Source organism: Cupriavidus lacunae, assembly GCF_003353055.1.
Classification (GTDB): Bacteria; Pseudomonadota; Gammaproteobacteria; order Burkholderiales; family Burkholderiaceae; genus Cupriavidus; species Cupriavidus lacunae.
In genome coordinates this window covers 56,621-79,023 of the sequence record NZ_QKWJ01000032.1, presented here as the reverse complement: position 1 = coordinate 79,023, position 22,403 = coordinate 56,621, and the positions used below count along the sequence as shown (strand labels likewise).

The following is a 22,403-nucleotide window of genomic DNA, read 5'->3' as shown; positions in this document are numbered from 1 at the left end:
ACGGTCGTATCCTGTCCTTGAAGGGCTGTGTCAGGGGCATTCATTTGCAGGCTCCTTTCGTAAAACGGGTTAGCAACTATCGTTTTACTTCAGGGGGCTTACCAGCCCTTCATAGTATCTAGGGCCGGGGGCGGTGCGCGCGCATACTCCGAACGGACGAGGTCGGTGGCACGGTGATGAGGCACAGTGACAGCATGCTAAGCGAGTCTCCAGTTGCTGTGAGCTTGGTGCCGGCCGGTGGTGATGGTCGGCATTCTTTGGGGTTCTTCTTCGATTTCCGATATGCGGCCGCAGCCATTGGCGATGGCCGCGGACATCCAGATGGCCCGATGTGCCAGATGCGCAAGCGGCAACCGCAGTTTTACGCGGATGCGGCAGGCGGTGACGCCTGCTGGCGTGGAGCGGCGCTTTATCCAGTTTAATCCCAGTGGTATTGCGCCGCTGGTCCAGAACTACGTATTTGAAGCCCAGGCGGCCGAGGCGCTGCAACTGGGCAGTGCAACCAGAGAGGAAAATGTCGTGCGTTCCACTGATCAACCGCTCGTGGCCGTCGTGACAGGAGGCTCGCGTGGCGCCGGCAAGGGCATTGCCCTGGCGCTGGCGGCCGCAGGCGCAACCGTCTATGTGACCGGCCGTTCGCAGCAGGAAGGCGATGCCGATCTGCCCGGTACGATCTGGGCGACTGCAGCGGAGATCGACAAGGCCGGGGGGAACGGCATTGCCGTGCCCTGCGACCACCGCTACGACAGTCAGGTAAGTACGGTATTTGAGCGCGTGTCGCGGGAGCAGGGCAGGCTCGATATCCTGGTGAACAACGCCACCTTTCTGCATGACGAGTTGACTGTGCGCGCCGGGTTTTGGCAGAAGTCGCCCGATCTGGTCAATATCCTCGACGTCGGCCTGCGCTCGGCATACATGGCAAGCTGGCATGCCGCTCCGTTGATGGTCAAGCAACGCAGCGGGCTGATCGCATTCACCTCATCGTTTGGTGCAAGTTGCTACATGCACGGGCCGGCATACGGCGCGCAAAAGGCCGGGGTCGATAAGTTTGCAAAGGACATGGCCGTGGACCTGCGTCCCCATAACGTCGCGGCCGTTTCTATCTGGATGGGAATGCTCAAGACCGAACGCAGCATGCGTTCGCTGGCGCGCAGCCCGGACCAGTACGCCGACTTTGCCGAACGGGCCGAGACACCGGCATTCACCGGAAGAATCATCCACGCGCTCTACCGCGATCCACGCCTGATGGATAAGACCGGCAGGGTATTGATCGGCGCGGAGATCGCCCGGGAGTACGGCATTCAGGATCACGAGGGCAGGCAGCCACCGTCTTATCGCGAAATGCTGGGCGGGCCCGTCCAGGCGCATCCGGCCATCGTTGATTGATCTGCATCCCTATTCTTGCGAGACCGCACCATGTCTGCCGAATTCTCTGTCACACGCCCATGTCGCCTCCGGGATGTTCCGCATTGGGATATTGAAACGGATGTCATCGTTGTCGGCTTTGGCGCGGCTGGCGCGTGCGCTGCCATCGAAGCCGCGCAGGCCAGCGCGGCTGTCACGCTGCTTGAGCTCGCCTCCGGCAGCGGCGGCACCAGCGCCTTGTCCGGTGGCGAGATCTACCTGGGCGGCGACGGAGGCACACCGGCACAGCGGCAAGCCGGTTTTGTCGACGACACCGAGGACCTGTACCGCTACCTGCTGATGGCAGGCGGTCCAGATGCCGACCAGGATAAGGTGCGCCTCTATGCCGAAGGCAGCCGGGCGCACCATGATTGGCTGGTCGAGCAAGGGCTGGTCTACAAAAACACCTACCTGCCCGAACGCATGATGGAGCCCGAGACAGACGATTGTCTCATCTGGTCTGGCAGCGAGGAGGCGTGGCCGTTCTCCGCTAGCGCGAAGCCTTGCCCGCGTGGACATACCCCGCAATGGGTCGGCTGGGGTGGTGGACGCATGCTGATGGATGTGCTGGCCGCGCGCGTCGTCAAGCTGGGCGTGGATGTGCGCTATGACAGCCGCGTGCTCGCGTTGATTGCCGACGAGGCGGACGCCGTTCACGGCGTGGTCGTGCGGATTAACGGCCGGCTGCACTTCGCGCGCGCGCGCAAGGGCGTCGTTCTGTGCGCCGGCGGATTCGTGATGAATCGCGATATGGTTCGGCGCCACGCCCCTGACCTGTTACGCGCGAACGAGCCGATCGGCAGTCCGGGCGACGATGGCTCGGGCATCCTGATGGGCATGAGCGTGGGCGGCGCCGCTATCCACATGGACCAGGCGTTCGTCAGCCTGCCTTTCTACGCGCCCGAATCGCTCATCAAAGGCGTGTTCGTCAACGAACGCGGTCAGCGCTTCATCAATGAGGACTGCTATCACGGCCGGATTGGCCACCATATCATGCAGCAGCTCGGCGACCGGATCTATCTCCTGGTCGACAACGCGACTTTCCAGCCGCCAGCGGAGTTCACGCGCATCGGTATCGCGGCCGCTGGCGAGACCTGGGAGGAGGTCGAACATGACCTTGGCCTGCCGCAGGGAACATTGAGTGCCACGGTGTCGGTCTACAACCGGCATGCCGCCGAGGGTGCCGACCCGTTGTTCCACAAAGCAGCGAAGTGGCTGAAGCCGCTGGATGAGCCGCCTCTTGTCGCGCTGGATTGCCGCGTCGATTACGCGTTCTATCCGCATTTCACCCTGGGAGGATTGGACACATTGCCAACCGGACAGGTGCTGACCGAGAAGCGGACGCCAGTTCGCGGTCTATATGCAGCTGGCCGCACCGCCTGTGGTTTGCCGCGCTGGGGTGGGGGCTATAGCTCCGGCATGTCGCTGGCGGATGCCACCTTCTTCGGCCGGCAAGCGGGGAGGCATGCCGCCGGCTCGGAATTCAGCTTCCAGTTTCCAGTTTGACGCATCAATGCCAGGCATCGAAGGAGCGGCATGACCACGACATCGTCGGCCGCGCGCTTATGCGCCAGGGATGGTAAAGGGAGGCAGGCATGAGCCGGCTGCAAGGGAAAGTCGCATTGGTTACCGGGGCAGGCCAAGGCGTGGGGCAGGGGATTGCCTACGCGCTCGCCGCAGAGGGAGCGCACATTGCCGTGGTCGGCCGTACTGTCGGCAAGCTGGAGGACACGTGCACGGAGATCCGCCGTCGCGGTGGCGACGCACTGCCATTAGTGTGCGACGTGATGGTCAAGGAGGAGATCGAGCGTTGCGTCGCGCAGGTGGTTGCGCATTTCGGCGCCATCAATGTCCTTGTCAACAACGCGCAGGTGGTGCCGCTCGGACGCCTGTTGGAGGTGACCGATGAAGCGTTCATGCAAGGCATCGATTCGGGGCCGCTGGCAACGATGCGCATGATGCGCGCCTGTTATCCGTACCTGCGGGGCGATGGTGCGGTGGTGAACTGTGTTTCGTCCGCAGCGGTGCGCTGGGACGCATCGGGCTACGGCCCTTATGCGGCGGTCAAGGAAGCCATCCGCGCGCTGACCCGCGCCGCCGCATGTGAATGGGGCAGCGATGGCATTCGGGTCAACGCCATCGCCCCGCACGCCATGTCGCCCGGCATGGCTGGATGGGTTGCCGAACGACCGGAGGAAGCAGCGGCCTTCTTCAAGACGATTCCGCTCGGGCGGGTCGGTGACTGCGAGAAGGACATCGGGCGAGCCGTCGCACACCTTGTGTGCGCAGAGGCGGGTTACCTCACGGGCGCGACAATCCCCCTTGATGGCGGGCAGGCTTACTGGGGGTAGGCGCAGCCGGCGCTCAAAGAACGCTCGGGCAGTTCCGAGGTATAGCGATACGTTCCGTTCAGGTTTGCGCCAGGCAGGAGGGCGCCCGCGATCGGTGTTGTCGCGCCGATGATGAAGCCGAAGCAGGCGGGCGACATCGTCAACTTTCCGTCTTCGGATGGGCTGCGCGGCGTCAGTGGCCGCCAATGAGTCCGGTGCCACCGACGACCAGAGTCTTCAGCTTGCCTCCCGTGTCAGGCGGCCGGCGTCTTGATGACGTATTGGCTGGTAGGCACGACGTCGATCTTGTCAAAATCGATGAAGCGATTGCAACTTTCCATCATGCTGTCAATGTTTCGTTTGAGCTTGGAGTCATCTCCAACGGCATCGAAGAAGGCGTGTGGATCGGTCATGGCGGCCGCTGGGAAGCATTCCTCGACGATTGCATCGATGACGGGAGCGCCAAGGCTCAGAGGGCGAACCACCACGTTCTGCACGTAGAGGAAATTGTCCTGCGTGTCGATGGCCACCTGGGTATGACGCTGATGCCAGATGTCGAGCCAGGCTTCAGGAGTGAGCCGGGGCGGTCGGCTGAGAAACGCCAGTTGGGAGAATCCGGCCGTGCGCTGGCCCGGCTCGGCAGGAAAGCGGGTGTTGCGGATGGGCTGCGACTCGGTCACGAGGTAGGCTGCCATGCGGTCCACGGCGGATTCGATCACCTCATCGAACGGCTGCCGGAAGCGCTTGATGGCACTGTCCATCCAGACACTGATCAGGCCGTCCATCTGGGCGCGGGTGTTGACCTGACGCAGGCCATCAGCAGGTTGCACGGCTGCATCGGCCAGATTGATCTGAACGCCGCGTGCACCGAGCGCCAGCAGTTTTTCGGCGATCTCGCCACGCAGACGTCTGTCGAGCGCTTCGGTGTCACCGATGTTGCTGGCCCGGCCGCGCCAGACTACGTATAGGACTTTTTCCATATCGTTTGTGAGTCAGGAGGTGAAAGAGATGCGAGCTGCAGGCCAAGGGCACTGGCCGCTTCCCGCTGGTATCACTGCGCTGGAGCAAAGCAGTTGGCCGTCACGCGAAATTGTTCGGGGATCGGCGAAGTCACAGCTTCGAAGACGCGGTCGTACCCGGTGGAGAGAATCTGCCAACGGCCATCGCGCTTGACATACTCGTCGCGGTAGTAGGCGGTGCCACGAAGCAGCCAGCCTTGCTCTTGCGAGATCACATAGTCTTCGAGGTACCAGATTCCCTTGGCCTTGTCGGCGCCCAGCAGCTCGATCTCGGGATGGTGTCCCTGATGCATCGTGAGCAGCGGCGGGTTGTCCAGGAGCTTGCGCAGTTCGGCGACGAATTCGCTGCGTCCGTTGAAGCGATATTTCCCGCTGTCTAGCCAGGTGGTGCATTCCTCTGCAAGACAGCTTGCGAGTAGCGGCCAGTCGTGGCAGTCGACGGCGCGGAAGTAGCGGTACTTCAACTGTCGGATGGCTTCGATTTCAAGCAGGTCCTGTACGGCATTGTCCACTGCGTCTCCTGGCGATCATGGTCTGGAGATGCATGTTGCTGGCAGGCGTGCGTGCGTTCATCGTCTGTACGGACCATGCGCAATGAGCGGGCTTTGATCCGCGCAGCGCGCGCTTCTGTGCAGAGATTTGGCTCGTCACGCATCAGGATCTGCGGCACACCGCGCGATCCGCGTGATAATCGATGAGATCGTCTTTGCGTTCGGTCCATAGCAGCGAATTCGCGGCTCACGACGACAGTGCACGCGGCCTCGTGATGGGCTTCGCGAATCACCGATGCACGTGAAGCGGACCGTCTCGCGCGTGCATTGCGCGCATGCCTTTGAAGTCTGGCTGCCCGACTCTGGCTGCCCGCGCTGGGTGGGGTCGACAGTCGCCAGCAAGAGTGCCGGCGGGGGTAGCCGTCTTTCTCTTCAAGGCCGTGGCTTCAGGGCGGCATGTCCTTTTGGGCCCTGACGCGCCCGACATCCTCCGGGAAGGCTCAATTGCAAGCCTTGATAAGCTGTGCCGCCAGCCGTTCGATATAGCGGTCATCCGGCGTCTGCTTCAGAAAAATGATGGCCGAAACAATGGGCGCCACCATCATCGACACCAGGATCTCGGCGTCGTGCCTTGCGTCGATCTCGCCCCGGGCCTGCGCCTCCAGTATGGGCGTCTGGAAGGAAGCCAGTACTCCGCTCCAATGCGCGGCGATCATTTCGCGAAACTCGGCGTTGTTGGTCGACGCCAGGATCGTATTCATCGCGACCTCGACCGGATCGCTGAGGAAGTCCCGCAGTGTGAACGCCATGCGGGTGATGTCTGCCCGCCAGTCCCCGGTGAACTCAATGTCGATGCGCGAGGTGTGCTCGCTCAGCGCCTCTGCGATCAGCGAGGCGCGATCCGGCCAGCGGCGATGGATGGTTGTGCGATGGACGTTAGCCAGCCTGGCTACTTCCTGTAATTCGAAATCAATATCGCCTGCCTCGATCAGTTTGAGAACGGTCGTAGCAATGGCCTTGCGAACCTGTTCTGTCCGGCCGCCCGGCCGGAGGAGGCCAGGCCCATTCTTGATACCCATGTCGTTTGCACTCAGTCTTTTTTTGGCACGCCGAATCATAGCTTGACGCGAGATCACCTCGTAGCTAGCATGCCACTAATGCATCGCGAGATGCATTAGTGGCAGCTCCGGCCGGTCATCTGACCGTTCAACGCTTGCCACATGACTGTTGCCACCGAACAAAGGACAAACACATATGGCAGAGATTGCCCGTTACAGAGCGGATACTTCCCTTGAGATCATCGGCAATGCGATTGAGGAGCATGGCGCCGTGGTTGTCGAAGGATTGCTTGATCCCCCCACGCTTGCCGAACTGGATCGGGATATCGATCCATTGATTTCGGCTTCCGATCCGGCACAAGCGCACGTGAATGAAACCGTAGCCGCGTTCTTTGGCAAGCACGTTCGTCATCTGACCGGTCTGGCCGGTAAATCCGATGCGTTTGCCGAAAAGGTCATGTGCCATCCCGTCTATCTGGCGCTTTGCGATCGCTTCCTGCTGCCCAACTGCGCGGACTACCAGCTCAACCTCGGGCATATGATGGACCGCGGCCCGGGTGCTCACGCCCAGACGATGCATCGCGATGAGGACTTGTGGATTCACTTCCGCCACCCGCGCCCGATCCTGCAACTGGCTACTGTCGTGGCCCTGGTGGACTTCACCAGGGAAAACGGCGCAACGCTGGTCGTCCCCGGCAGCCATCGATGGTCGCGCGAACGCCAGCCCGAGGAAGCGGAAATCGCCTTTGCCGAGATGCCCGCGGGGTCCGCGGTCATTTACCAGGGGGCAACGCTGCACGCCGGCGGCGCTAACGCGACATCGGACCAGTGGCGGCGCGGCTTCCACATGAGCTATGCCCTTGGCTGGCTCCGAACCGAGGAGAACAACGTACTGTCAGTGCCGCCGGCGCGGGCGCGGCGGCTGTCGCGCCAGGCGCAACGCCTGCTCGGGTATGGCGTGCACGATGCCATCAAGGACAACGGCGGCTATCTGGGGATGGTTGATCTGCGCAATCCGCTTGATCTGCTGAGTGAAGGACAGCTCTAACAACGCATCCTGGAAAGCGGGGAGGGGAGCCCCCTCCTCATAGTGAAAGAAGCCGCCCATGCTCCCTGATTGAAAACCCGTACCGGGGTGCCTCGGGCGGCGCGCTTACGCGTCAATGGCCACAATCGCAGAGATCTCGACCAGCACGTCAGGGCTGGCCAATGCCTGCACTCCCACCATCGTGAACGCATGGGCAGGGAAGGGTTCTCCATCCATGGCGAGCGAGAGCGCCGCGATGAACTGCTCCGCGACCGCGGGCGTCAGGTCGCGCAAGTAGACGGTGCTGCTGACGATATCGTATACCGTCGCGCCGGCAGCCTGTACCGCGGTCTGAAGGTTCTTCAGGGCCTGGATCGACTGGAGGTGGTAATCATTGCCGCCCAGCACTTCGAACTGCGCATTGCAGGCTGTCTGGCCGGCGATGAATGCGAGCTTGCTGCCGGTACTCACGACAACCTGGCTGAGCGGTGGAAAGCTGAGCAGGCCGGGAGGGTTCAGGTGCTGCTTTGTCATAGGTAATCTCCTTTCAGGCAAGGTGCAGACGGTCGATGACTCTGGCGACCGGGATCATGAGGTGTCGGGTCTTGAGTTCGAAAAGTCTTTGGAAACGTACCGGCTCAGGCTTCTCCAGTGGCAGCATGCAGTCGTCCAGACGCTCGCTTGCGAGCGCCTGCGCAAGGCTCAGACCAAGCTGAGGCCCCATGACGTTGCCCCATGTTCCCAGGTTCATCAGCGCAAGCACGCCGTCGTCAACCTGATACAGCCTTGGATAGTCCTCGTGGTAGACGGAAGACGAGTTCGCTGTGATGCCAGTCCAGTACGCCCCCAATTCGACGTCGAATTCGCGTGTACGGGGATAGGTGCGGTGGAGGTAGCGCAAGAAGTAGGCGAAGTAGGTCTTGGCCTCGTGCGCACGCCTCGGATGGGGAATGGTGGCGGTGATGAGACGATTGCGTCCGTCAATCACCATCGGGTAGAGCCCGGTAGGATAGTGCGTCATGGCGACACGGGCAGGATTGATGATCTCGAGCAGTGCCGGTGACAAGGGCCTGCTTGCCATCCCGCATGCGACCATCGGGTATTGCGTGCGCGCCAGTTCCGGGAAGAACGGGTTGCCGGCGTGCCCATTGGTGCAAATGACGATGCGCTGCGTACGCACGCTGCCGCGTGCTGTACGTACGCGCCATCGCTGCCCTTCGCGATGGCACCCGATGACCGGGGAGTCACCGAACACTCGTGCACCATGCCGCACGGCTGCCGAGATCATTCCGCAGGTGAACAGGTACGGATTGACGCGACCGCCCTCGCGCCAGTGGATACCGTAGCTATACTGCTCTGTACCGAGCAGCTCCCGCAGGGGCGATGCCGTGACGACGTCGACGTCGTAGCCATGTGCCTTCCACAGAGCGGCCTTTCGCGCGAGCGCCGCATGGGGCCGGTAAGCCGCCTCCACCATGCCGCATTTGACGGCGTCGCCATCGATGCCGTGCCTGGCGCACAGATCGAACACGATGTCGCGGTGTTCCACGAAGAATGCGGTGAAGCGCTCGCCACGATCGCCCCAGCTACGCAGTGGTTCCAGGTTGTCAAGGAACGTCTGGACATGCCCCGCGTTGCGTCCGGATGCACCATTGCCCGGTTGCCGGGCTTCGAGCGTTACGACGTTGACCCCTCGCTCGGCCAGGTGCAGCGAAAGTGACGCGCCCGCTAATCCCGCCCCGATGACGACAATGTCGGTATCGATGTCGTCGGCGAGCGCCCTGTGTGTCGGCAGGCGCTGTTCCGGCCGCCATCCGCTCTGTTCGATGGGGATCGCACCCGTCTCATAGTCGGCATACCTGGCCGAGGGAATAAAAGGCATCATCGGGCAGTCTCCGGCGTAGGGCCAGCTTGCTGCAGGAGTGAGATTGGCAGCAGCGCGACGACAAGCAGGGCAGCACAGATGGCCAGGGCGATCGTGTACGTATGCGTGGAATCCACCAGATAGCCGAGCGCTTCCGGACTGAATGCGGACCCCACGCCGGAAATCAGGTTGCCAATGCCCAGCAGGCTGCCGAAGTTGCGCTGCCCCATGGCTTCCGCAAGCAAGAGCGGCGAGAGCTGGTTCGCCAGATTGAATGTGCTGCCCCAGATCAGCGAGAACAGTACGATGGCAATCATGCCCACGGCGTGGTGGTCCACGGCCAGCAGGCAGAGGATGCCGACGGCGCTCAAAGCCGTGCCCGTCAGAAGGACTGCCTTCGCACCCCATCGGGTGCTGAGCGCACCGAACAGGATATTGCCGACCAGGGTCGCCGCCCCGATTCCCATATAGACGGCAGCTGCGCGTTCGGCGGAGTAGCCTGTCGACACCAGATATGGCACCAGGGCGATATATACATACGCCGAGACTGCTTAACGTGATCAGCATCAACATGACGATCCACAACCAGTATCGCGGCATGCGCAGCGCTTCGCCGATGTCATGGCCGTGCAGCAGCATCGGCCCCGGCGCGCCATGCGGTGCCGTCAGGCGCGAATCGGGCAGGCGGGCGGTCCAGATCAGGATTGGCACGCAGGTGAGGGCAATCATGGCTGCGATCGCTTGCATGGCGTAGCGCCAGCCCAGCCACTGCGTGACGTAGGTGACCGGCAGCGGAAACAGGATGGCGCCCAATGCAGCGCCCGCAAGCAGGATGCCGAAGGCCACGCTCTGCCGGTTCGGGGCGATCCACCGAGACGTGAGGGTGATCGCCGGCACGTAGGTCGAGGCGCCAACACCTACCCCCGCCACGCCCAGCGTGGCGGTGAGCTGCGCAATGTCGCCGGCATGCGCGGCAGCCAGGTAGCCAAGCACCGTCAAGGCGGCGCCGCCGGTCATCACGGGCCGCGGCGACATGCGATCAAGCAGCCAACCGGCTGTCGGCATGGCGAGCGTCATGGTGAGCAGGAACACCGTGGCCACGCGTGCCGCCACTTCGTTCGTACACTGAAACGCCTGCTGGATCGGCGGCGTGAATACACTCAACACATTGAGCGTGGTGCCGAAGATGATGCATAGCACCACAGCCAGGCCGATGACGATGCCCCAGCCGTTGCGCGAATCTGGTTGGATTGTTGTCTTCATTTTGTTCGAGTCCTGCTCCGGGCCGGCCCTGGCCGGGCAGGCCCGATGCGATGTACGGTGCTGGCGCCTCGCCGAACGCGCGCGTGACGATGAGCGCCAGCAGGGGACCTGCCTTACTTGCCGGCGCCGCGGATCGCGTCTGGCGAGTAGTAGGCCTCGGTACTCTTGGCATTCGGCGTCAGCGCTGACGGGGGCGCCTCGTTAGTCAGGCGATCGGCGTAATAGGCGCCGGAGACGAGGTCGTGATAGAACGTCGACGTGGAATAGAAATCCTTGGCGTCGAACGCGTAGATGCTCGGGGCGAAGTTCGTTCGCCACAGCGTGCCACGCGCATCGTAGTTGTCTGCGGCCACTGCGTTCCAGGTGTCTTCATCGATATAGAGAACCCGTTTCGCATACTGGTGGCGGAAGTTTTCCTTCAGGGTCGCCTGCAGGACCCAGACACGATGCAGTTCAAACCGCATGAACTCCATGTTCTCGTGGCCCTTGGTCAGCAACGAGGCGTACTTCACCTTGGGGTCCAACAACTTGTAGTTGTTGTAGGGAATATAGACTTCTCGCTTGCCGACGATCTTCCAGTCATAGCGTTGACCCGAGCCGTTGAAGAGCCGGTCGTCGTCGACAGTGCGGAACCCCCCTGGCCCCTGCGGCTGGTCATAGCCAAACTCCGGTGCCTGCCGCACGCGTCGCGTGCCGGGGTTGTACACCCAGGTGCGTCGCGTATCCGCGCTTTCTTGGTCCCATAACTCGTAGCCGGTGATGATGGTGCCGCGGTCGGACAGCGGCAGCAGGATCGACTGACGATAGAAGCTCCTGCTGTTCAACGGATTCTTCGGATCGAACACTTCAGCGCCAATCGGCGCGTAGATGGTGTACTGCGTCTTGCCCCAGACGATGTTGCCGCCCGGGTAGACGACGGCCTGGTCGTAGATGGCGTCTTCGGCAACGAGGTCGGAGGCGAAGCGCAGGTTCCACATCAGTTCGACGCCCGACTTTGGGATCGGAAACGGCGCCAGGGGCGGGAAATCCCGAAGCCCGTTCTGATCGCTGGTCATGGTCGTACGCGCAGCCCAGGTCCGGATCGCGTTGTACTTGGTCTCGGGCAGGGCAAAGTCGCGGTGACTCGGATACACGTACATCTTGAACGTGTCCGGATAGCGCTTGAACATCGCCTTCTGGCCTTCAGTGAGCTTCGACTCATGCTGGGCCATGTTCTGAGGCGTGATCACTACCAACGGCTTCTCGCTGGCATAGGGATCCGGGTAGCGATCGCCGGAGTTGAATTGGAGGCCGGGCGGCGTACCGACAATCTTGGCGGTCCAGGCGGGAATGCTCCCGTCCGCGTTGGCGGCGCGCTCGGCGCCCATGGGCGTCAGGGGGCCGTCAAGCCGCTTGATTTCGTCGGGTGTGAGCTTGGCGAACGCCGCGACGGCGAAGGTGGCGCCAGCCACCCAGGCCAGGGCTCTCAGTGTGGGAAGAGCGATGCTTTTCATTCTCGGATTCCTCGGGATGGTGAGTGACTCGAAGGGATTGCGGAGCGCCTGTCAGAACGAGTACGTCGCCGTTCCGACGACATAGTCGCGATCGGCGAGCGGGCGGGTGACGGGGTTCGCCCCGCCCATGTATCTCGCGTACACAAGACCGAGCTTCAGGTTGTTCATATAGGTGAACGTCAGCCCGATCGACGCTTGCGTGTCGTGTATGCCGTTCAACGCGCCCAACGATCCGGCCAGGGCGGTATTGCCCGCGAACTGATGCGCAAAGGTCATCGGAACGTCGAGATCCCAGCCGTCGAACACGTTCTTGTAGCTCAGCGTCCAGGCGATTTCGAAGGCGGCCGCGTCGCGTGTGTTGGTCAGCTCTGTCGAACCCTGCAACGGCGTTACGCCGAGGACGCGGACGTAGGAGAGTTCAGCCGCGATCGACTGCGACGCTGCGAGGAACGTCGGACCGATGGTGTGAATTGCGGAGAGGTTGGTTTGCCAGACATTGCCGCGCGTGGCGGCCGGCCCGTCCGCGGTGTTGACCAGCACGGCCGCGCCGGACCGGTATGAGGTCTCGCCGGCGACGTTGACGCCGCCGATTTCCGTCGAGAAGCTTGCCCCAGTCAGCTGGATATTCCCGAAGTATTCCTGTTGATACTGCAGGGTCGGGAAGAAGCTCGTCACGACATTGGGATTCGTGTCGTTGTAGTGCAGGTAGTAGAGTCCGAACTCCGTACCCTTGTCGGCGCGCCAGCGCGTTCCCAGGCCCCACTGGTTGTGGCTCTTGGGCTTGATGTCAGGGCCGCGGGGGATACGCAGGCCGTCCGGCCCGATAATGAACTGCGCACCCGGTCCGACCACGTCGGAGAAGCTGAAATATCCGCCCGGTGGCACCAGTTCGTTGGGGCGGAACTGAAACTGGTAGTACCCGAGCACGCTGAAGCTCGGGGCCAGTTGCCATTGCAACGACAACTGGGGGGTCGGTAGCAGGATGTCCTTGACCTCCGCGCCAGCGACGTAGCCCTTCGACGCATCCACCGGCCCCTGGGCCGCGGCGATATTTGCGAAGAACAGGCTTTCGCCCCACGCGACGACCTGGCTGCCAAGCTTGACGTTCAGGTCGGTGCTCCCGAGCTTGACCGTGTCGTAGGCATAGGCCGAGAGCAGTTTCACGCGCTCGCCGAGATAGCGCTGCGCGTCCGATGTGAACCTGTTGGACGGCCCGTCATGGTTGACCGTGTCCGGCGCGTCGTTGGCGTTCGGGCGATGATAGGCCTGGTCGTAGAACGCACTGAAGCGCAGGAAGAACCCGAGGTCTTTGTGCTTCAGATCGGCCTCGGCAAGCAGGCTGACCTGGTTCTCGATCAGTCCGCCCTTCTTGAAGTTGCGATCGCCGTCATCGCCGTTGATGTTCTCGGGCGCGAGCAACACGCCGCTCGGCGATCGCGTCCGAATGCCGACGCCGTAGCCGAGCGTCATGTGATAGTCGAGCGTGGTGTCCGCCCCGAGATCGATGGTGTCCCCGGCCCATGCCGGCATGACCACCGCCGTTGTTGCCATTGCCACTAACGTCTTTCGCCACCGCGCGGGCGGCCTGCCCAACCCAAGCTGCTGCATGCGCATAGCCTCTCCTTTCTTCTTGAGAATGCCTACCTGAAAGTTGCCGGCGAAGTGTAGGTAGCAGCGGGTGTGCAGCGCATAGTCTGGACGAAGTACTGGGATTCCCTAATGCATCGTACGTTGCGTTTATGAGAGCATCGGCGCCGTACTGATAAAGGCACCCATGAAAACAACAATCCCCGGCGTTTCGTTCTCGGCGGTGGTGTTATGCGCGGCGCTGTTCGCGTTCTCGCCGCGTTCGCTGCCGGCATTCGCTGCAACTTCCATCCACGCCAGCAATGTCCAGGTCAACGGCATCGCCAGGGCCGGAAGCCGGCTGGTCGCCGTCGGCGAGCGCGGCGTCATCCTCATCAGCGACAACGACGGCGCGGCATGGCGCGAGGCGCAGGTCTCGCCCGCCGCAGGGACCACGCTGACCCAGGTGTTTTTCATCTCCGCGCGCATCGGCATTGCGGTGGGGCACCAGGGACTGATCGTCCGTAGCGAGGATGGCGGTGAACACTGGCGTGAAGTGCGAACCGACGCGCAGCGCCCGGACCCGTTGCTGTCGGTATGGGGCGACGATCAAGGGCAGGTGTTTGCGGCGGGAAGCTTCGGCCAGTTGCTGGTCTCGCGCAACGCCGGGCTGACCTGGCAGGAGTTGGAGGCGCCGGCGGGCGACCACCATCTCAACGGCATCGTGGGCGACGGCAAAGGCCGCCTGGTCATTGCAGGCGAGTCAGGCATGCTGTTGCGCTCGCTCGACAACGGCGCCACCTGGCAGAAGCGTTCCGTGCCGTACGAAGGATCGCTGTTCGGCGCGCTGATCCTGGCCAATGGAGATTGGATTGCCTATGGCATGCGCGGCCACGTGCTGCGCAGCTCGGACCACGGAGACACCTGGACCAACGCCGAGGGAGGCCTTGGCGCCTCGTATTTCGGAGGTGCGCAGCGTGACGACGGCGAGCTCGTGCTGGTCGGGCAGGGCGGGGCCATCGTCACATCACGGGACAGCGGAAAAACTTTTGCGGTGCGTAGCGCGGGCGGTGCGCAAAGCCTGGCGGCGGTGTTGGATCTGGGCAGGGGAGTTCTGGCTCTCGGCGGCGATCTCGGCGTGACCGTCGGATCCGGGCCACCACCAGCGCCGGAAGCCTCGTCGCCTGCCAACTGCGGTACTTCTCCGAAATGCTCATGAACTCGCCAAGCCCCCGGCGCCAAGCCGCCAACTCTCGGTCCCTTCACCTGGTGGACCGCTGCGCCGACATGCTGATCCGGTATCGGCGCATCCTCCTGATTCTGTGCATTGCGGCCACGGCCGCGCTAGGCATATCCGCAACGCGGCTGCGCCTCGATCCCGGGTTCGAGAAGATGATCCCGATGCAACACCCATACATGCAGGTCTTCAACCGCTACGCAAACGCATTCCCGGGGGCGAACACCATACTCGTCAGCTTGCGCTGGAAGGGCCAGGGTGACATCTACAACCAGAAGTTCATGGACGCGCTTCGCCATGCGACAGACGACGTCTTCTTCATTCCCGGCATCAATCGCGCGCGCGTGTTTTCGCTGTTTACTCCGAACGTCCACTACACGGAGGTGACGGAAGCCGGTTTCCGTGGCGAGTCGGTGGTGCCGGGGCAGTTCTCCAGGGCCAATCCAGACGACCTCGACAAAGTACGGCATAACGTGGCGCGCTCGGGCCAGATCGGCAGCCTGGTGGGCAATGACCTGAAGTCGGCGCTGGTGCGTGCGGAATTCCGCGACACCGACCCCGCCGGCGGCGGGCGCCTGGACTATGCAGCCGTCGCCAGCCAGCTCGAGGCTATCCGTGCACGCTACGCGGACCAGGATATCGAGGTCGGCATCATCGGCTTCGCGAAACTCGTCGGAGACGTCGAGGCGGGCATCAGTGGCGTGATGGCCTTCTTCGGGCTGGCCTTCCTGATTACCGCTGTCCTGCTGCTCCTCTACACGCACTCGATCCGGACCACGTTGCTGGCGCTGTTCGTGGCGCTGCTGCCCGTGGTGTGGCTATTGGGCTCACTGCCAATACTCGGCCTGGGCATCGACCCCATGTCGATCCTGGTGCCATTCCTGATCTTCTCGATCGGTGTATCGCACGCGGTGCAGATGACCAACGCGTGGAAACAGGCATTGGTAGCGGGCCTGCAATCGGTCGAAGCTGCCCGCGATGCGTTCCGCAAGCTGTTCTTGCCCGGTACGGTTGCGCTGCTTACCAACGCGCTCGGCTTTATGGTCATCATGCGCATCAAGATCGAAATCGTGCGCGAACTCGGTGCCACCGCTTGTCTGGGTGTCCTGCTGATGATCATGACCAACAAGGTCTTCCTGCCGATCCTGTTGTCCTACACCAGGATCGAAGCGGGCGCACTTGCCCATGCCAGACGCCGCGAGGCCGCCGGCGGCGGGCGACGCTGGGCATACTTCGCAGTGTTTGCCAGACCTGTGCCGGCCGCGGCGGCGCTGTTGGCGGCGCTTGTGCTGCTTGCCGCCGGAACGCTGGAATCGCGCAAGCTGGAGATCGGCGACATCGGCGCTGGCGCTCCGGAACTGCGCAGTACGTCACGCTACAACCTTGACAATGCTGCCATCACCAGCCAGTACGACATTGGCGTGGACGTGCTGTCCGTCATCGTCGAAGTGACCGGCGTCGAAAGCGCTTGCCTGGACTTCCCGGCGATGAGCGCCATCGAGCGCTTCGAAATGTCGATGCGGGGCGTTGCAGGCGTGCAGTCCGTGGTCAGCGTGCCGACCGCGGCAAAGGTTTCGATTGCGGCCTTCAACGAGGGCAATCCCCGCTGGGCCGCATTGCCGCGCAGCAGCGAAGGCCTGACACAAGGCGCGAGTGCCTATGACCCCGACAACGGGATGAATACCGAGAACTGCAAGGCATCACAAGTATTGATCTATTCCCGGAATCATGAAGGAAATACCATCGCCCACATTATCTCGGAAGCCAAGCGGCTGGCGGCGCAGAACACCAACCCGAACGTCAGGTTCCAGCTCGGAGGCGGCAATGTTGGTGTGATGGCCGCGACGAACGAAGCCGTCGGCGAAGCCGAAGTGGCCATGCTCCTGTCGATCTTCGGCGCGATCGCCTTTCTGTGCCTGCTGACATTCCGGTCGTGGCGAGCGGTGCTGTGTATCGTCGTGCCGCTCACCATCGTGTCGATCCTGTGCAATGCCGTGATGGCACGGCTCGGAATCGGACTGAAGGTCGCCACGTTGCCGGTGATCACGCTCGGCGTTGGCGTCGGGGTTGACTATGGCATCTACCTGTACGAGCGCATGCAGCATGAGATTCGCTCTGGCGCCTCTCTTCCCGACGCCTTCCTGGAAGCCATGCGGCAACGGGGCACCGCGGCCCTGTTTACCGCTGTCACGATGTTCATCGGTGTCGGGACGTGGGCATTCTCGGCCCTCAAGTTCCAGGTCGATATGGGCGTGCTGCTGGCCTTCATGTTTCTGGTCAACTTGTTCGGTGCCGTATTTCTGCTGCCTGCGCTCGCTGCGTGGCTCGGTGTCGAGCGGGCGGAGCGCCCGTCAACGGGGGCGATGTGTGATCCGCAAGAGCAGGCTTCCGGCTTCCGGTCATCGACCGGAATGGCCACCCCGGTGTTGGAGCGTGAGGTTTGATTGGTTCGCGGCAGCGCCGATGCAGATCTTTGCCCATGCGATATCCATCTCCTCTTATCGCATGGCTTTGGCCCATCATTACGACGGGCCTTTTTTCTTCGCGCAACTGCGGCGCAGGGTTGGGCGTGCGCGCTTGCCCGACTCCTAGTCCGTTCGGATTACGTTCACTGGGTTCTGTGAATAAGCGCGCCGGTCGCCGGAATGAGGGAAGCCGGCTCCTATAATCCGCGACGACATAAGTGCCCGCAGAGCATGTGTATCAACGCCAGGGGCTGAGCCGGCCGAGTTGAGAAAGATGGAGACGAGAGGATATGCCGATGGAGATGACCCAGAATCCGGTGGCCGTCGGCCCCTTCGCGCAGTTGGAGCTGTCGCCTTCGGAATTCAGTGCCTGCCCGTGGTGCAGTTCGACGCCGAAACCGTGCTTGGGTGCATCGCGCGTTGCCGGGTCAGCTTCCTGCCGGGCTCGCCCACGCTTTACCTGAGCCTGCTGGCCCATCCGCGGCTGGGTGCATATGACTTGTCGTCGCTGCGCGTGGCCGTCACCGGAGCGGCATCGATCGCACCCGAACAGATCCGGCGCATGCGCAAGGTGCTCGGCTTCGACGTCGTGCTCACCGCATACGGACTGACTGAGTGCTGCGGCCTGGCCACCGTCTGCCGGCTGGGCGACGCCCTGCAGATCATCGCCAATACCAGCGGGCGTCCGCTTGCCGGCGTGGAGATTCGCTGCGTGGACGCGCAAGGCAACGACGTGATTGCCGGGGAGCAGGGCGAAGTGTGGATCCGCGGCTACAACGTCATGCGCGGCTACTTCGATGACGAAGCCGCGTCACGCGAGGCCCTCGACGACGCAGGTTGGCTGCACACAGGCGACATCGGCAAGCTGGACGCCGCCGGAAACCTGTCGATCACCGGCCGGCTCAAGGACATGTTCATCGTCGGCGGTTTCAACTGCTATCCGGCGGAAATCGAGCACCTGATCGGCACGCATCCGGCGGTGGCGCAGGTCGCCGTCGTCGGTGTGCCCGATGCGCGCATGGGGGAGGTCGGCAGCGCCTTCGTGGTATTGCGCGAAGGCGAGATTCTGAGCGCCGAGGCCTTGCTGGAATGGTGCCGGCCCGGCCTGGCCAACTACAAGGTGCCGCGCTCCGTGGCGTTCATGGCGGCGCTGCCGACCAACGCCGCGGGCAAGGTGGTCAAGCACGAACTGAGGGCGGTTCAGGCGATGGCCGGCACCTGAGCATGCCGGCTGCAAGGCCCGGACCGTCTCGCGCAAACATTGCGCGCGTGCCTTGATGGCTGAGGTGCGATCCGCGAGCGCCAACACACCCGGCACGAATTGCCGGTGCCGATCCCCATTCCACTGCAATCCGTCAGGAGCCGATCTTGTAAGGGCGGGTCATGACCTCAAGAAAATGACCGTCAGGATCGTCGAAATACTTTCCCCGGCCGCCGTTGTGCTGATAGGTTTCGCCGGCCCGCTGTTTGCCGGGGTCGGCCCAGTACCGAAGCTCTCTATCCCGGACGAGCGAAGACCCGGTCGAACTCCTCGCCGATCGCTGCATGGAGATCGCGCCTCCGCTTTCGAAGAAGTCAAGCGAGACGCCGTTGTCGAGTTGAACGACCAGCATCTGCCCGAACTCGATGGGCCCTGGAAGCTCCAGGATGTCCACGAGGAAGCCGGGGTTGGAGCGGGTCGGCGGGTACGATGGCCACGCCCTGGTCGAGATCGGCGTCGAAGTCAGCGAGCAACTCGACATCATTCCCGAGCAGGCCCGCGTCATCTAGCACGAGCGCATCAAGTACGCCCTGATCATCGGCATCGTATCGATGACCGAAGTTGCGCCCTTTCCGGCCACTCGCGTTGTTTGTGTCACGGGCCGCTTATCGGCCAAGTCGGCTGTCCGGCGATGTGAGGGCGGATGACCGAGATTGGCCCGGTAGATGACCCCGAAATGCCACTGTGACCCACTGTCACCAGGTCGCAACAGCAAAACCCCTTGCATATCCACGGCGTTCATATACGTGCACTGACAGTTCATATGGCGACGGTTGATTGAGCGCTCTGCGCCCGAGCTTTGGTTGCGTCGCGAATTCTCCGAATCTCCTCAAGGGTCGGGGCTATAGAGGATGTCGTAGTCCAGCTTAAACAGCTTCCGGAAGGGCGGTGGGTACTGGAACGCGAGCATCGGCTCCAGGAAATGTTTCGAGTGTTTCTGGAAGACCTCCAGTAGCCGGCGCCTTCGCTTAATGTCCCAGCCTGTCACGTAGATATACGGTTGCCCCCGCCACTCCAGCGTGCTCGCATCAAAAGGCGCCTGGACGTCTGGAATGCGCGCGTAGCTCGCACAAAGTGCGAGCGCGAAATCCTCCAGATCCTTCTGGGTGTTGCCTCGAGGCTTTGGCTTCGCGGGGGGGACGCGAAGTGAATTCGGCATTGGGACAGCCGGGTTTGCCTTCACATGGGGCGGGGCAGTCTGCAGGCCAGGCGCGATGAGATTCGGCGGAATAACGCGAATGATTTGCGTTTGCATATTTGCCTCCCCGTTGGAACCCGAAAGAAAGCGCCCGCTAAGTTCTAGCGGGCGAAAAGTCAAATGGGTGAACGCATTCGACAAATTCGATATTGCCTACCTATGTTCTGCTTAGCATATCCCCACTCAAGAGGTAGCGTCGTGAAAAAGCATCACCCCTTGATGTTTCTCGGGTCGTTCCCGAAGGAGTTACGCTCTCGAATCTGTCTGTCTCGGCCGTGGATGAAGCTCGACCTTCTTCGCCTTGGCGAGCTGCGTACCGGCGGCGACGATTCCATCAAGCTGTTGCGTTGACCGGTTGAATCCGCAACCCGTTTGCGCCGTTCCAGCTTTTGCCGCCTCAACGGCGGCTATCCGGGGACCAACGGTCATCCGCGCGCACATTCGCTCCGTCGGTTAGTCGGCCGCATCAGCCGCTGGGCTTGTCGCAAAGGTGCAAAGGATAGGTTCCGATTCGCTTTGGTGCTCATGTTTTTTACAATCGTGTCCCCGCCTGCGCGGGGACAACGAGGCGGTGTGCGAGGGAGCGTCAGAACAGGTGGCGAATCCCGGCCATCACACCCACGCGGGTAGTGCTGTGGGCGTCTGTCACCGGCGTCCCGCCCCAGTACTCTGTCTCCCGCCCGACCGTGCCGCCGCGCGCGAAGGTGGCGTCGGCCTCCAGGAACAGGCTGGTGCGCTTCGACAGGGCATAGTCCGCCACGGCCGATACCGCGTCGGCATTGCCGCTGCCGAGCGGGATGGGCGTGGACTGGAACTGCGTTGTTACGTTGCCGCTCTGGTTGTAGCGGTAGTACGCGCCCGACAGGTGGAGGGCCGGCGTGGCCTGGTAGCCGAGGCCGACGAAGGCGATGCCGAAGCGCGCATCCGTGTTGGTCTCGCGGCGGCCCATGTAGCCGACGTAGCCCGTGGCGTTGCCGATGACATAGGACGCGCCGACCGAGTAATTGTGCAGCGCGTTGTCGCCGGTGCCCGGGCGTTGCTGGTCATAGGCCACGCCGACGGCCAGCGGCCCCTGCTGGAACATCACGCCGCCGCCGAACGTTGCCCCGCGCGCCGTGCTGCCTGGCTGTTCGCCGAAGCCGTAGTCGAGCTGGATGCTCACCGGGCCGACTGTCTTCTTGTAGACCATGCTGTTGTTGATGCGGTAGCCCTGGAAGAAGATGTCGCCGCCGGTGTAGAGCGGGTCCGACCAGAAGTTGCCCCAGCTCTGGTCGAGCGGGTCGAAAGCCCAGGCGATGTTGTTCAGGGCGTTGTATTGGCGGCCGAAGGTCAGGGCGCCCCAGTCGCCGGAGAGGCCGACGTAGGCCTGGCGGCCGAACAGGGCGTTGTAGGCGGTCTTGCCGTCGTCGTTGCCGAAGCCGTTTTCCAGCAGAAAAACGGCCTTGTTGCCGCCGCCGAGGTCTTCGTTGCCTTTCAGGCCCCAGCGGCTGCCGCCGATGCCGCTGGAAACGAGTTCGGTCAGGTCGTGGTGGCGGCCGTCGATGTTCGACGTGTAGCGCACGGCGGTGCTGACGACGCCGTAGAGCATCACGTTCGACTGCGCATACGATGCGGAAGGTAAAGTAGCAGGCAGCAGCGTGCCCGCCAGTAGCCAGAGGCTGGCTGATTTCCTCATGGGGTCTCCTCGGGAGGGATGGTGGCCGGCATCCCGTGCGCCGGCCTTTCTTGTGACTTACAGGTCGAGCACGAGCTTGCCGCCTTTCGCCCGCGACACGCAGATCATCATCGTCTTCTGCGACGCCTTCTCCTTGTCACTCAGGTACTGGTCGAAGTGGACGGCTTCGCCTTCGAGGATGCGGGTCTCGCAGGTGCCGCACACGCCTTCGCGGCACAGGCATTCGACCGGCACAGAGCTGTCGCGCTCGATGGCCTTCAGGATCGACTCGCCGGCAGCCACTTCCACCGTCTTGCCGGATTTCGCCAGCACCACGGTGAAGGCGTCGCCCGCCTGCTCCGGCGCGGCGAACTGTTCCCAGTGCACGCGCGACGGGTCGAGGCCAATGGCCTGCGCGGCAGTGCGCACGGCATCGATCAGCGGCGCCGGGCCGCAGACATAGACATGCGCGCTGGCCTGCATGCCGCCCAGCAGGCCTGCCAGGTCGAGCTTCTGGCCCTTGCTGTCGACATAGAAGCTGACGCGGCCCCCGGAAGACGCTTGCGAGAGCGCCGCCAGTTCGTCGCGGAACGCACCGTGCTCGTCTGCACGGAACGCATAGTGCAACTCGTGCGACGCGCCAAGCTTGCGCAGTTCGTGCATCTGCGACATGAACGGCGTGATGCCGATGCCGCCCGCGATCAGCACGTGGTGATGCGCGCCATCATCCAGCGCGAATAGGTTGTTCGGCGTGGTGATGGTGAGCGCGTCGCCCTCTGCCACCCTGTCGTGGAGGAACGCCGAGCCGCCTTTCGACTTCTCTTCGCGCCGCACGCCGATCTGGTAGCTGCCGAGCGCGTCGGGCGAACTCATCAGCGAGTAGGCGTTGCTGTACTGGCGCTCGCCGTCGCGCATCTGCACGATGACGTGGCTGCCGCCGGTGAAGGGCGGCAGTTCGCTGCCGTCCATCGCTTCCATGGTGAAGCGCTTGATCAGCGGGGTCACGTGCTCGATGCGCGAAACCCGCACCTGGAGGGTCTGGTAGGTATTGCCCATGCTGCTGTCTTCCGGGT

19 protein-coding genes and 3 pseudogenes are annotated in these 22,403 nt (G+C 62.8%); 8 read left to right on the top strand and 14 right to left on the bottom strand.

Features of this window, described 5'->3' with window-relative positions:
* Positions 1 to 519: 519 nt before the first annotated feature.
* From DN412_RS23295 to DN412_RS23285, 3 genes are all read left to right on the top strand, one after another.
* The gene (locus DN412_RS23295) at positions 520 to 1,386 is read left to right on the top strand and encodes an SDR family NAD(P)-dependent oxidoreductase (RefSeq protein ID WP_244222757.1); all 867 of its coding nucleotides are present in this window, start codon (positions 520 to 522) and stop codon (positions 1,384 to 1,386) included.
* A 30-nt stretch (positions 1,387 to 1,416) separates the two neighbouring features.
* Positions 1,417 to 2,910: an FAD-dependent oxidoreductase gene (locus DN412_RS23290; RefSeq protein WP_115213732.1), complete on the top strand. Its 1,494-nt coding sequence runs from the start codon at positions 1,417 to 1,419 to the stop codon at positions 2,908 to 2,910.
* A gap of 89 nt (positions 2,911 to 2,999) precedes the next feature.
* Positions 3,000 to 3,755: an SDR family NAD(P)-dependent oxidoreductase gene (locus DN412_RS23285; RefSeq protein WP_115213731.1), complete on the top strand. Its 756-nt coding sequence runs from the start codon at positions 3,000 to 3,002 to the stop codon at positions 3,753 to 3,755.
* Here DN412_RS23285 and DN412_RS43475 read toward each other — a convergent pair.
* From DN412_RS43475 to DN412_RS23270, 4 genes are all read right to left on the bottom strand, one after another.
* Positions 3,743 to 3,892, bottom strand: a complete 150-nt coding sequence (locus tag DN412_RS43475; RefSeq protein WP_161564033.1) for a hypothetical protein — start codon at positions 3,890 to 3,892, stop codon at positions 3,743 to 3,745. The genes DN412_RS23285 and DN412_RS43475 overlap by 13 nt on opposite strands.
* A 96-nt stretch (positions 3,893 to 3,988) precedes the next feature.
* Entirely contained in the window at positions 3,989 to 4,714 is a 726-nt protein-coding gene (locus tag DN412_RS23280; RefSeq protein WP_115213730.1) for an EthD domain-containing protein, read from the bottom strand.
* Between the two features lie 71 nt (positions 4,715 to 4,785).
* On the bottom strand, positions 4,786 to 5,265 hold the full coding sequence (locus tag DN412_RS23275) for a nuclear transport factor 2 family protein (protein ID WP_115213729.1): 480 nt from the start codon (positions 5,263 to 5,265) through the stop codon (positions 4,786 to 4,788).
* 479 nt (positions 5,266 to 5,744) lie between these two features.
* A complete protein-coding gene (locus tag DN412_RS23270; protein ID WP_161564032.1) occupies positions 5,745 to 6,323 on the bottom strand; it encodes a TetR/AcrR family transcriptional regulator C-terminal ligand-binding domain-containing protein in 579 nt (192 codons plus the stop codon).
* Positions 6,324 to 6,498: 175 nt separating this feature from the next.
* Here DN412_RS23270 and DN412_RS23265 point away from each other — a divergent pair, with 175 nt between their 5' ends.
* Positions 6,499 to 7,350, top strand: a complete 852-nt coding sequence (locus DN412_RS23265; protein ID WP_115213727.1) for a phytanoyl-CoA dioxygenase family protein — start codon at positions 6,499 to 6,501, stop codon at positions 7,348 to 7,350.
* Positions 7,351 to 7,455: 105 nt separating this feature from the next.
* Here DN412_RS23265 and DN412_RS23260 read toward each other — a convergent pair whose 3' ends face one another.
* The 6 genes and pseudogenes from DN412_RS23260 to DN412_RS23240 all read right to left on the bottom strand — a co-directional run bounded on the left by DN412_RS23260 (position 7,456) and on the right by DN412_RS23240 (position 13,563).
* Positions 7,456 to 7,863, bottom strand: coding sequence for a RidA family protein (locus tag DN412_RS23260; RefSeq protein WP_115213726.1), 408 nt, complete (start codon positions 7,861 to 7,863; stop codon positions 7,456 to 7,458).
* A gap of 13 nt (positions 7,864 to 7,876) precedes the next feature.
* Positions 7,877 to 9,079, bottom strand: a pseudogene (locus DN412_RS45905) (NAD(P)/FAD-dependent oxidoreductase); the annotation flags it as partial.
* Between the two features lie 131 nt (positions 9,080 to 9,210).
* Entirely contained in the window at positions 9,211 to 9,702 is a 492-nt protein-coding gene (locus tag DN412_RS45900) for an MFS transporter (protein ID WP_425267442.1), read from the bottom strand.
* Between the two features lie 109 nt (positions 9,703 to 9,811).
* A pseudogene (locus DN412_RS45895) lies at positions 9,812 to 10,456 on the bottom strand (MFS transporter); the annotation flags it as partial.
* Positions 10,457 to 10,569: 113 nt separating this feature from the next.
* Complete coding sequence (locus DN412_RS23245; protein WP_115213724.1) at positions 10,570 to 11,949, bottom strand: DUF1329 domain-containing protein; 1,380 nt, start codon at positions 11,947 to 11,949, stop codon at positions 10,570 to 10,572.
* 51 nt (positions 11,950 to 12,000) lie between these two features.
* On the bottom strand, positions 12,001 to 13,563 hold the full coding sequence (locus tag DN412_RS23240; RefSeq protein ID WP_425267441.1) for a DUF1302 domain-containing protein: 1,563 nt from the start codon (positions 13,561 to 13,563) through the stop codon (positions 12,001 to 12,003).
* 160 nt (positions 13,564 to 13,723) lie between these two features.
* On the opposite strand from DN412_RS23240, the gene DN412_RS23235 reads away from it, so the two are divergent.
* The 3 genes from DN412_RS23235 (at position 13,724) to DN412_RS23225 (ending at position 18,439) form a co-directional block, all read left to right on the top strand.
* Positions 13,724 to 14,734: a WD40/YVTN/BNR-like repeat-containing protein gene (locus DN412_RS23235; protein ID WP_244222754.1), complete on the top strand. Its 1,011-nt coding sequence runs from the start codon at positions 13,724 to 13,726 to the stop codon at positions 14,732 to 14,734.
* Positions 14,731 to 17,196, top strand: coding sequence for an efflux RND transporter permease subunit (locus DN412_RS23230; RefSeq protein WP_115213722.1), 2,466 nt, complete (start codon positions 14,731 to 14,733; stop codon positions 17,194 to 17,196). The genes DN412_RS23235 and DN412_RS23230 overlap by 4 nt, the downstream gene beginning before the upstream one ends.
* Before the next feature lie 295 nt (positions 17,197 to 17,491).
* Positions 17,492 to 18,439: an AMP-binding protein gene (locus DN412_RS23225; RefSeq protein ID WP_279635228.1), complete on the top strand. Its 948-nt coding sequence runs from the start codon at positions 17,492 to 17,494 to the stop codon at positions 18,437 to 18,439.
* Between the two features lie 133 nt (positions 18,440 to 18,572).
* Here DN412_RS23225 and DN412_RS23220 read toward each other — a convergent pair whose 3' ends face one another.
* Positions 18,573 to 18,830, bottom strand: coding sequence for a VOC family protein (locus DN412_RS23220; RefSeq protein WP_244222756.1), 258 nt, complete (start codon positions 18,828 to 18,830; stop codon positions 18,573 to 18,575).
* Between the two features lie 49 nt (positions 18,831 to 18,879).
* On the opposite strand from DN412_RS23220, the pseudogene DN412_RS45520 reads away from it, so the two are divergent.
* Positions 18,880 to 18,984, top strand: a pseudogene (locus DN412_RS45520) (IS66 family transposase zinc-finger binding domain-containing protein); the annotation flags it as partial.
* 323 nt (positions 18,985 to 19,307) lie between these two features.
* Here DN412_RS45520 and DN412_RS23215 read toward each other — a convergent pair.
* From DN412_RS23215 to DN412_RS23200, 3 genes are all read right to left on the bottom strand, one after another.
* The gene (locus tag DN412_RS23215; RefSeq protein WP_133303071.1) at positions 19,308 to 19,733 is read right to left on the bottom strand and encodes a hypothetical protein; all 426 of its coding nucleotides are present in this window, start codon (positions 19,731 to 19,733) and stop codon (positions 19,308 to 19,310) included.
* A gap of 529 nt (positions 19,734 to 20,262) precedes the next feature.
* On the bottom strand, positions 20,263 to 21,351 hold the full coding sequence (locus tag DN412_RS23205; RefSeq protein WP_115213720.1) for a porin: 1,089 nt from the start codon (positions 21,349 to 21,351) through the stop codon (positions 20,263 to 20,265).
* Positions 21,352 to 21,408: 57 nt separating this feature from the next.
* Positions 21,409 to 22,386: a PDR/VanB family oxidoreductase gene (locus tag DN412_RS23200; RefSeq protein ID WP_115213719.1), complete on the bottom strand. Its 978-nt coding sequence runs from the start codon at positions 22,384 to 22,386 to the stop codon at positions 21,409 to 21,411.
* Positions 22,387 to 22,403: the final 17 nt, after the last annotated feature.

Excerpts from the sequence above, each read along its gene's own strand:
- DN412_RS23290 (WP_115213732.1), top strand. The coding sequence starts at position 1,417 with ATGTCTGCCGAATTCTCTGTCACACGCCCATGTCGCCTCCGGGATGTT.
- DN412_RS23285 (WP_115213731.1), top strand. The coding sequence starts at position 3,000 with ATGAGCCGGCTGCAAGGGAAAGTCGCATTGGTTACCGGGGCAGGCCAA.
- DN412_RS43475 (WP_161564033.1), bottom strand. The coding sequence starts at position 3,892 with ATGTCGCCCGCCTGCTTCGGCTTCATCATCGGCGCGACAACACCGATC.
- DN412_RS23280 (WP_115213730.1), bottom strand. The coding sequence starts at position 4,714 with ATGGAAAAAGTCCTATACGTAGTCTGGCGCGGCCGGGCCAGCAACATC.
- DN412_RS23270 (WP_161564032.1), bottom strand. The coding sequence starts at position 6,323 with ATGGGTATCAAGAATGGGCCTGGCCTCCTCCGGCCGGGCGGCCGGACA.
- DN412_RS23265 (WP_115213727.1), top strand. The coding sequence starts at position 6,499 with ATGGCAGAGATTGCCCGTTACAGAGCGGATACTTCCCTTGAGATCATC.
- DN412_RS23260 (WP_115213726.1), bottom strand. The coding sequence starts at position 7,863 with ATGACAAAGCAGCACCTGAACCCTCCCGGCCTGCTCAGCTTTCCACCG.
- DN412_RS23245 (WP_115213724.1), bottom strand. The coding sequence starts at position 11,949 with ATGAAAAGCATCGCTCTTCCCACACTGAGAGCCCTGGCCTGGGTGGCT.
- DN412_RS23240 (WP_425267441.1), bottom strand. The coding sequence starts at position 13,563 with ATGCGCATGCAGCAGCTTGGGTTGGGCAGGCCGCCCGCGCGGTGGCGA.
- DN412_RS23235 (WP_244222754.1), top strand. The coding sequence starts at position 13,724 with ATGAAAACAACAATCCCCGGCGTTTCGTTCTCGGCGGTGGTGTTATGC.
- DN412_RS23230 (WP_115213722.1), top strand. The coding sequence starts at position 14,731 with ATGAACTCGCCAAGCCCCCGGCGCCAAGCCGCCAACTCTCGGTCCCTT.
- DN412_RS23225 (WP_279635228.1), top strand. The coding sequence starts at position 17,492 with ATGGAGACGAGAGGATATGCCGATGGAGATGACCCAGAATCCGGTGGC.
- DN412_RS23220 (WP_244222756.1), bottom strand. The coding sequence starts at position 18,830 with ATGCTGGTCGTTCAACTCGACAACGGCGTCTCGCTTGACTTCTTCGAA.
- DN412_RS23215 (WP_133303071.1), bottom strand. The coding sequence starts at position 19,733 with ATGCAAACGCAAATCATTCGCGTTATTCCGCCGAATCTCATCGCGCCT.
- DN412_RS23205 (WP_115213720.1), bottom strand. The coding sequence starts at position 21,351 with ATGAGGAAATCAGCCAGCCTCTGGCTACTGGCGGGCACGCTGCTGCCT.
- DN412_RS23200 (WP_115213719.1), bottom strand. The coding sequence starts at position 22,386 with ATGGGCAATACCTACCAGACCCTCCAGGTGCGGGTTTCGCGCATCGAG.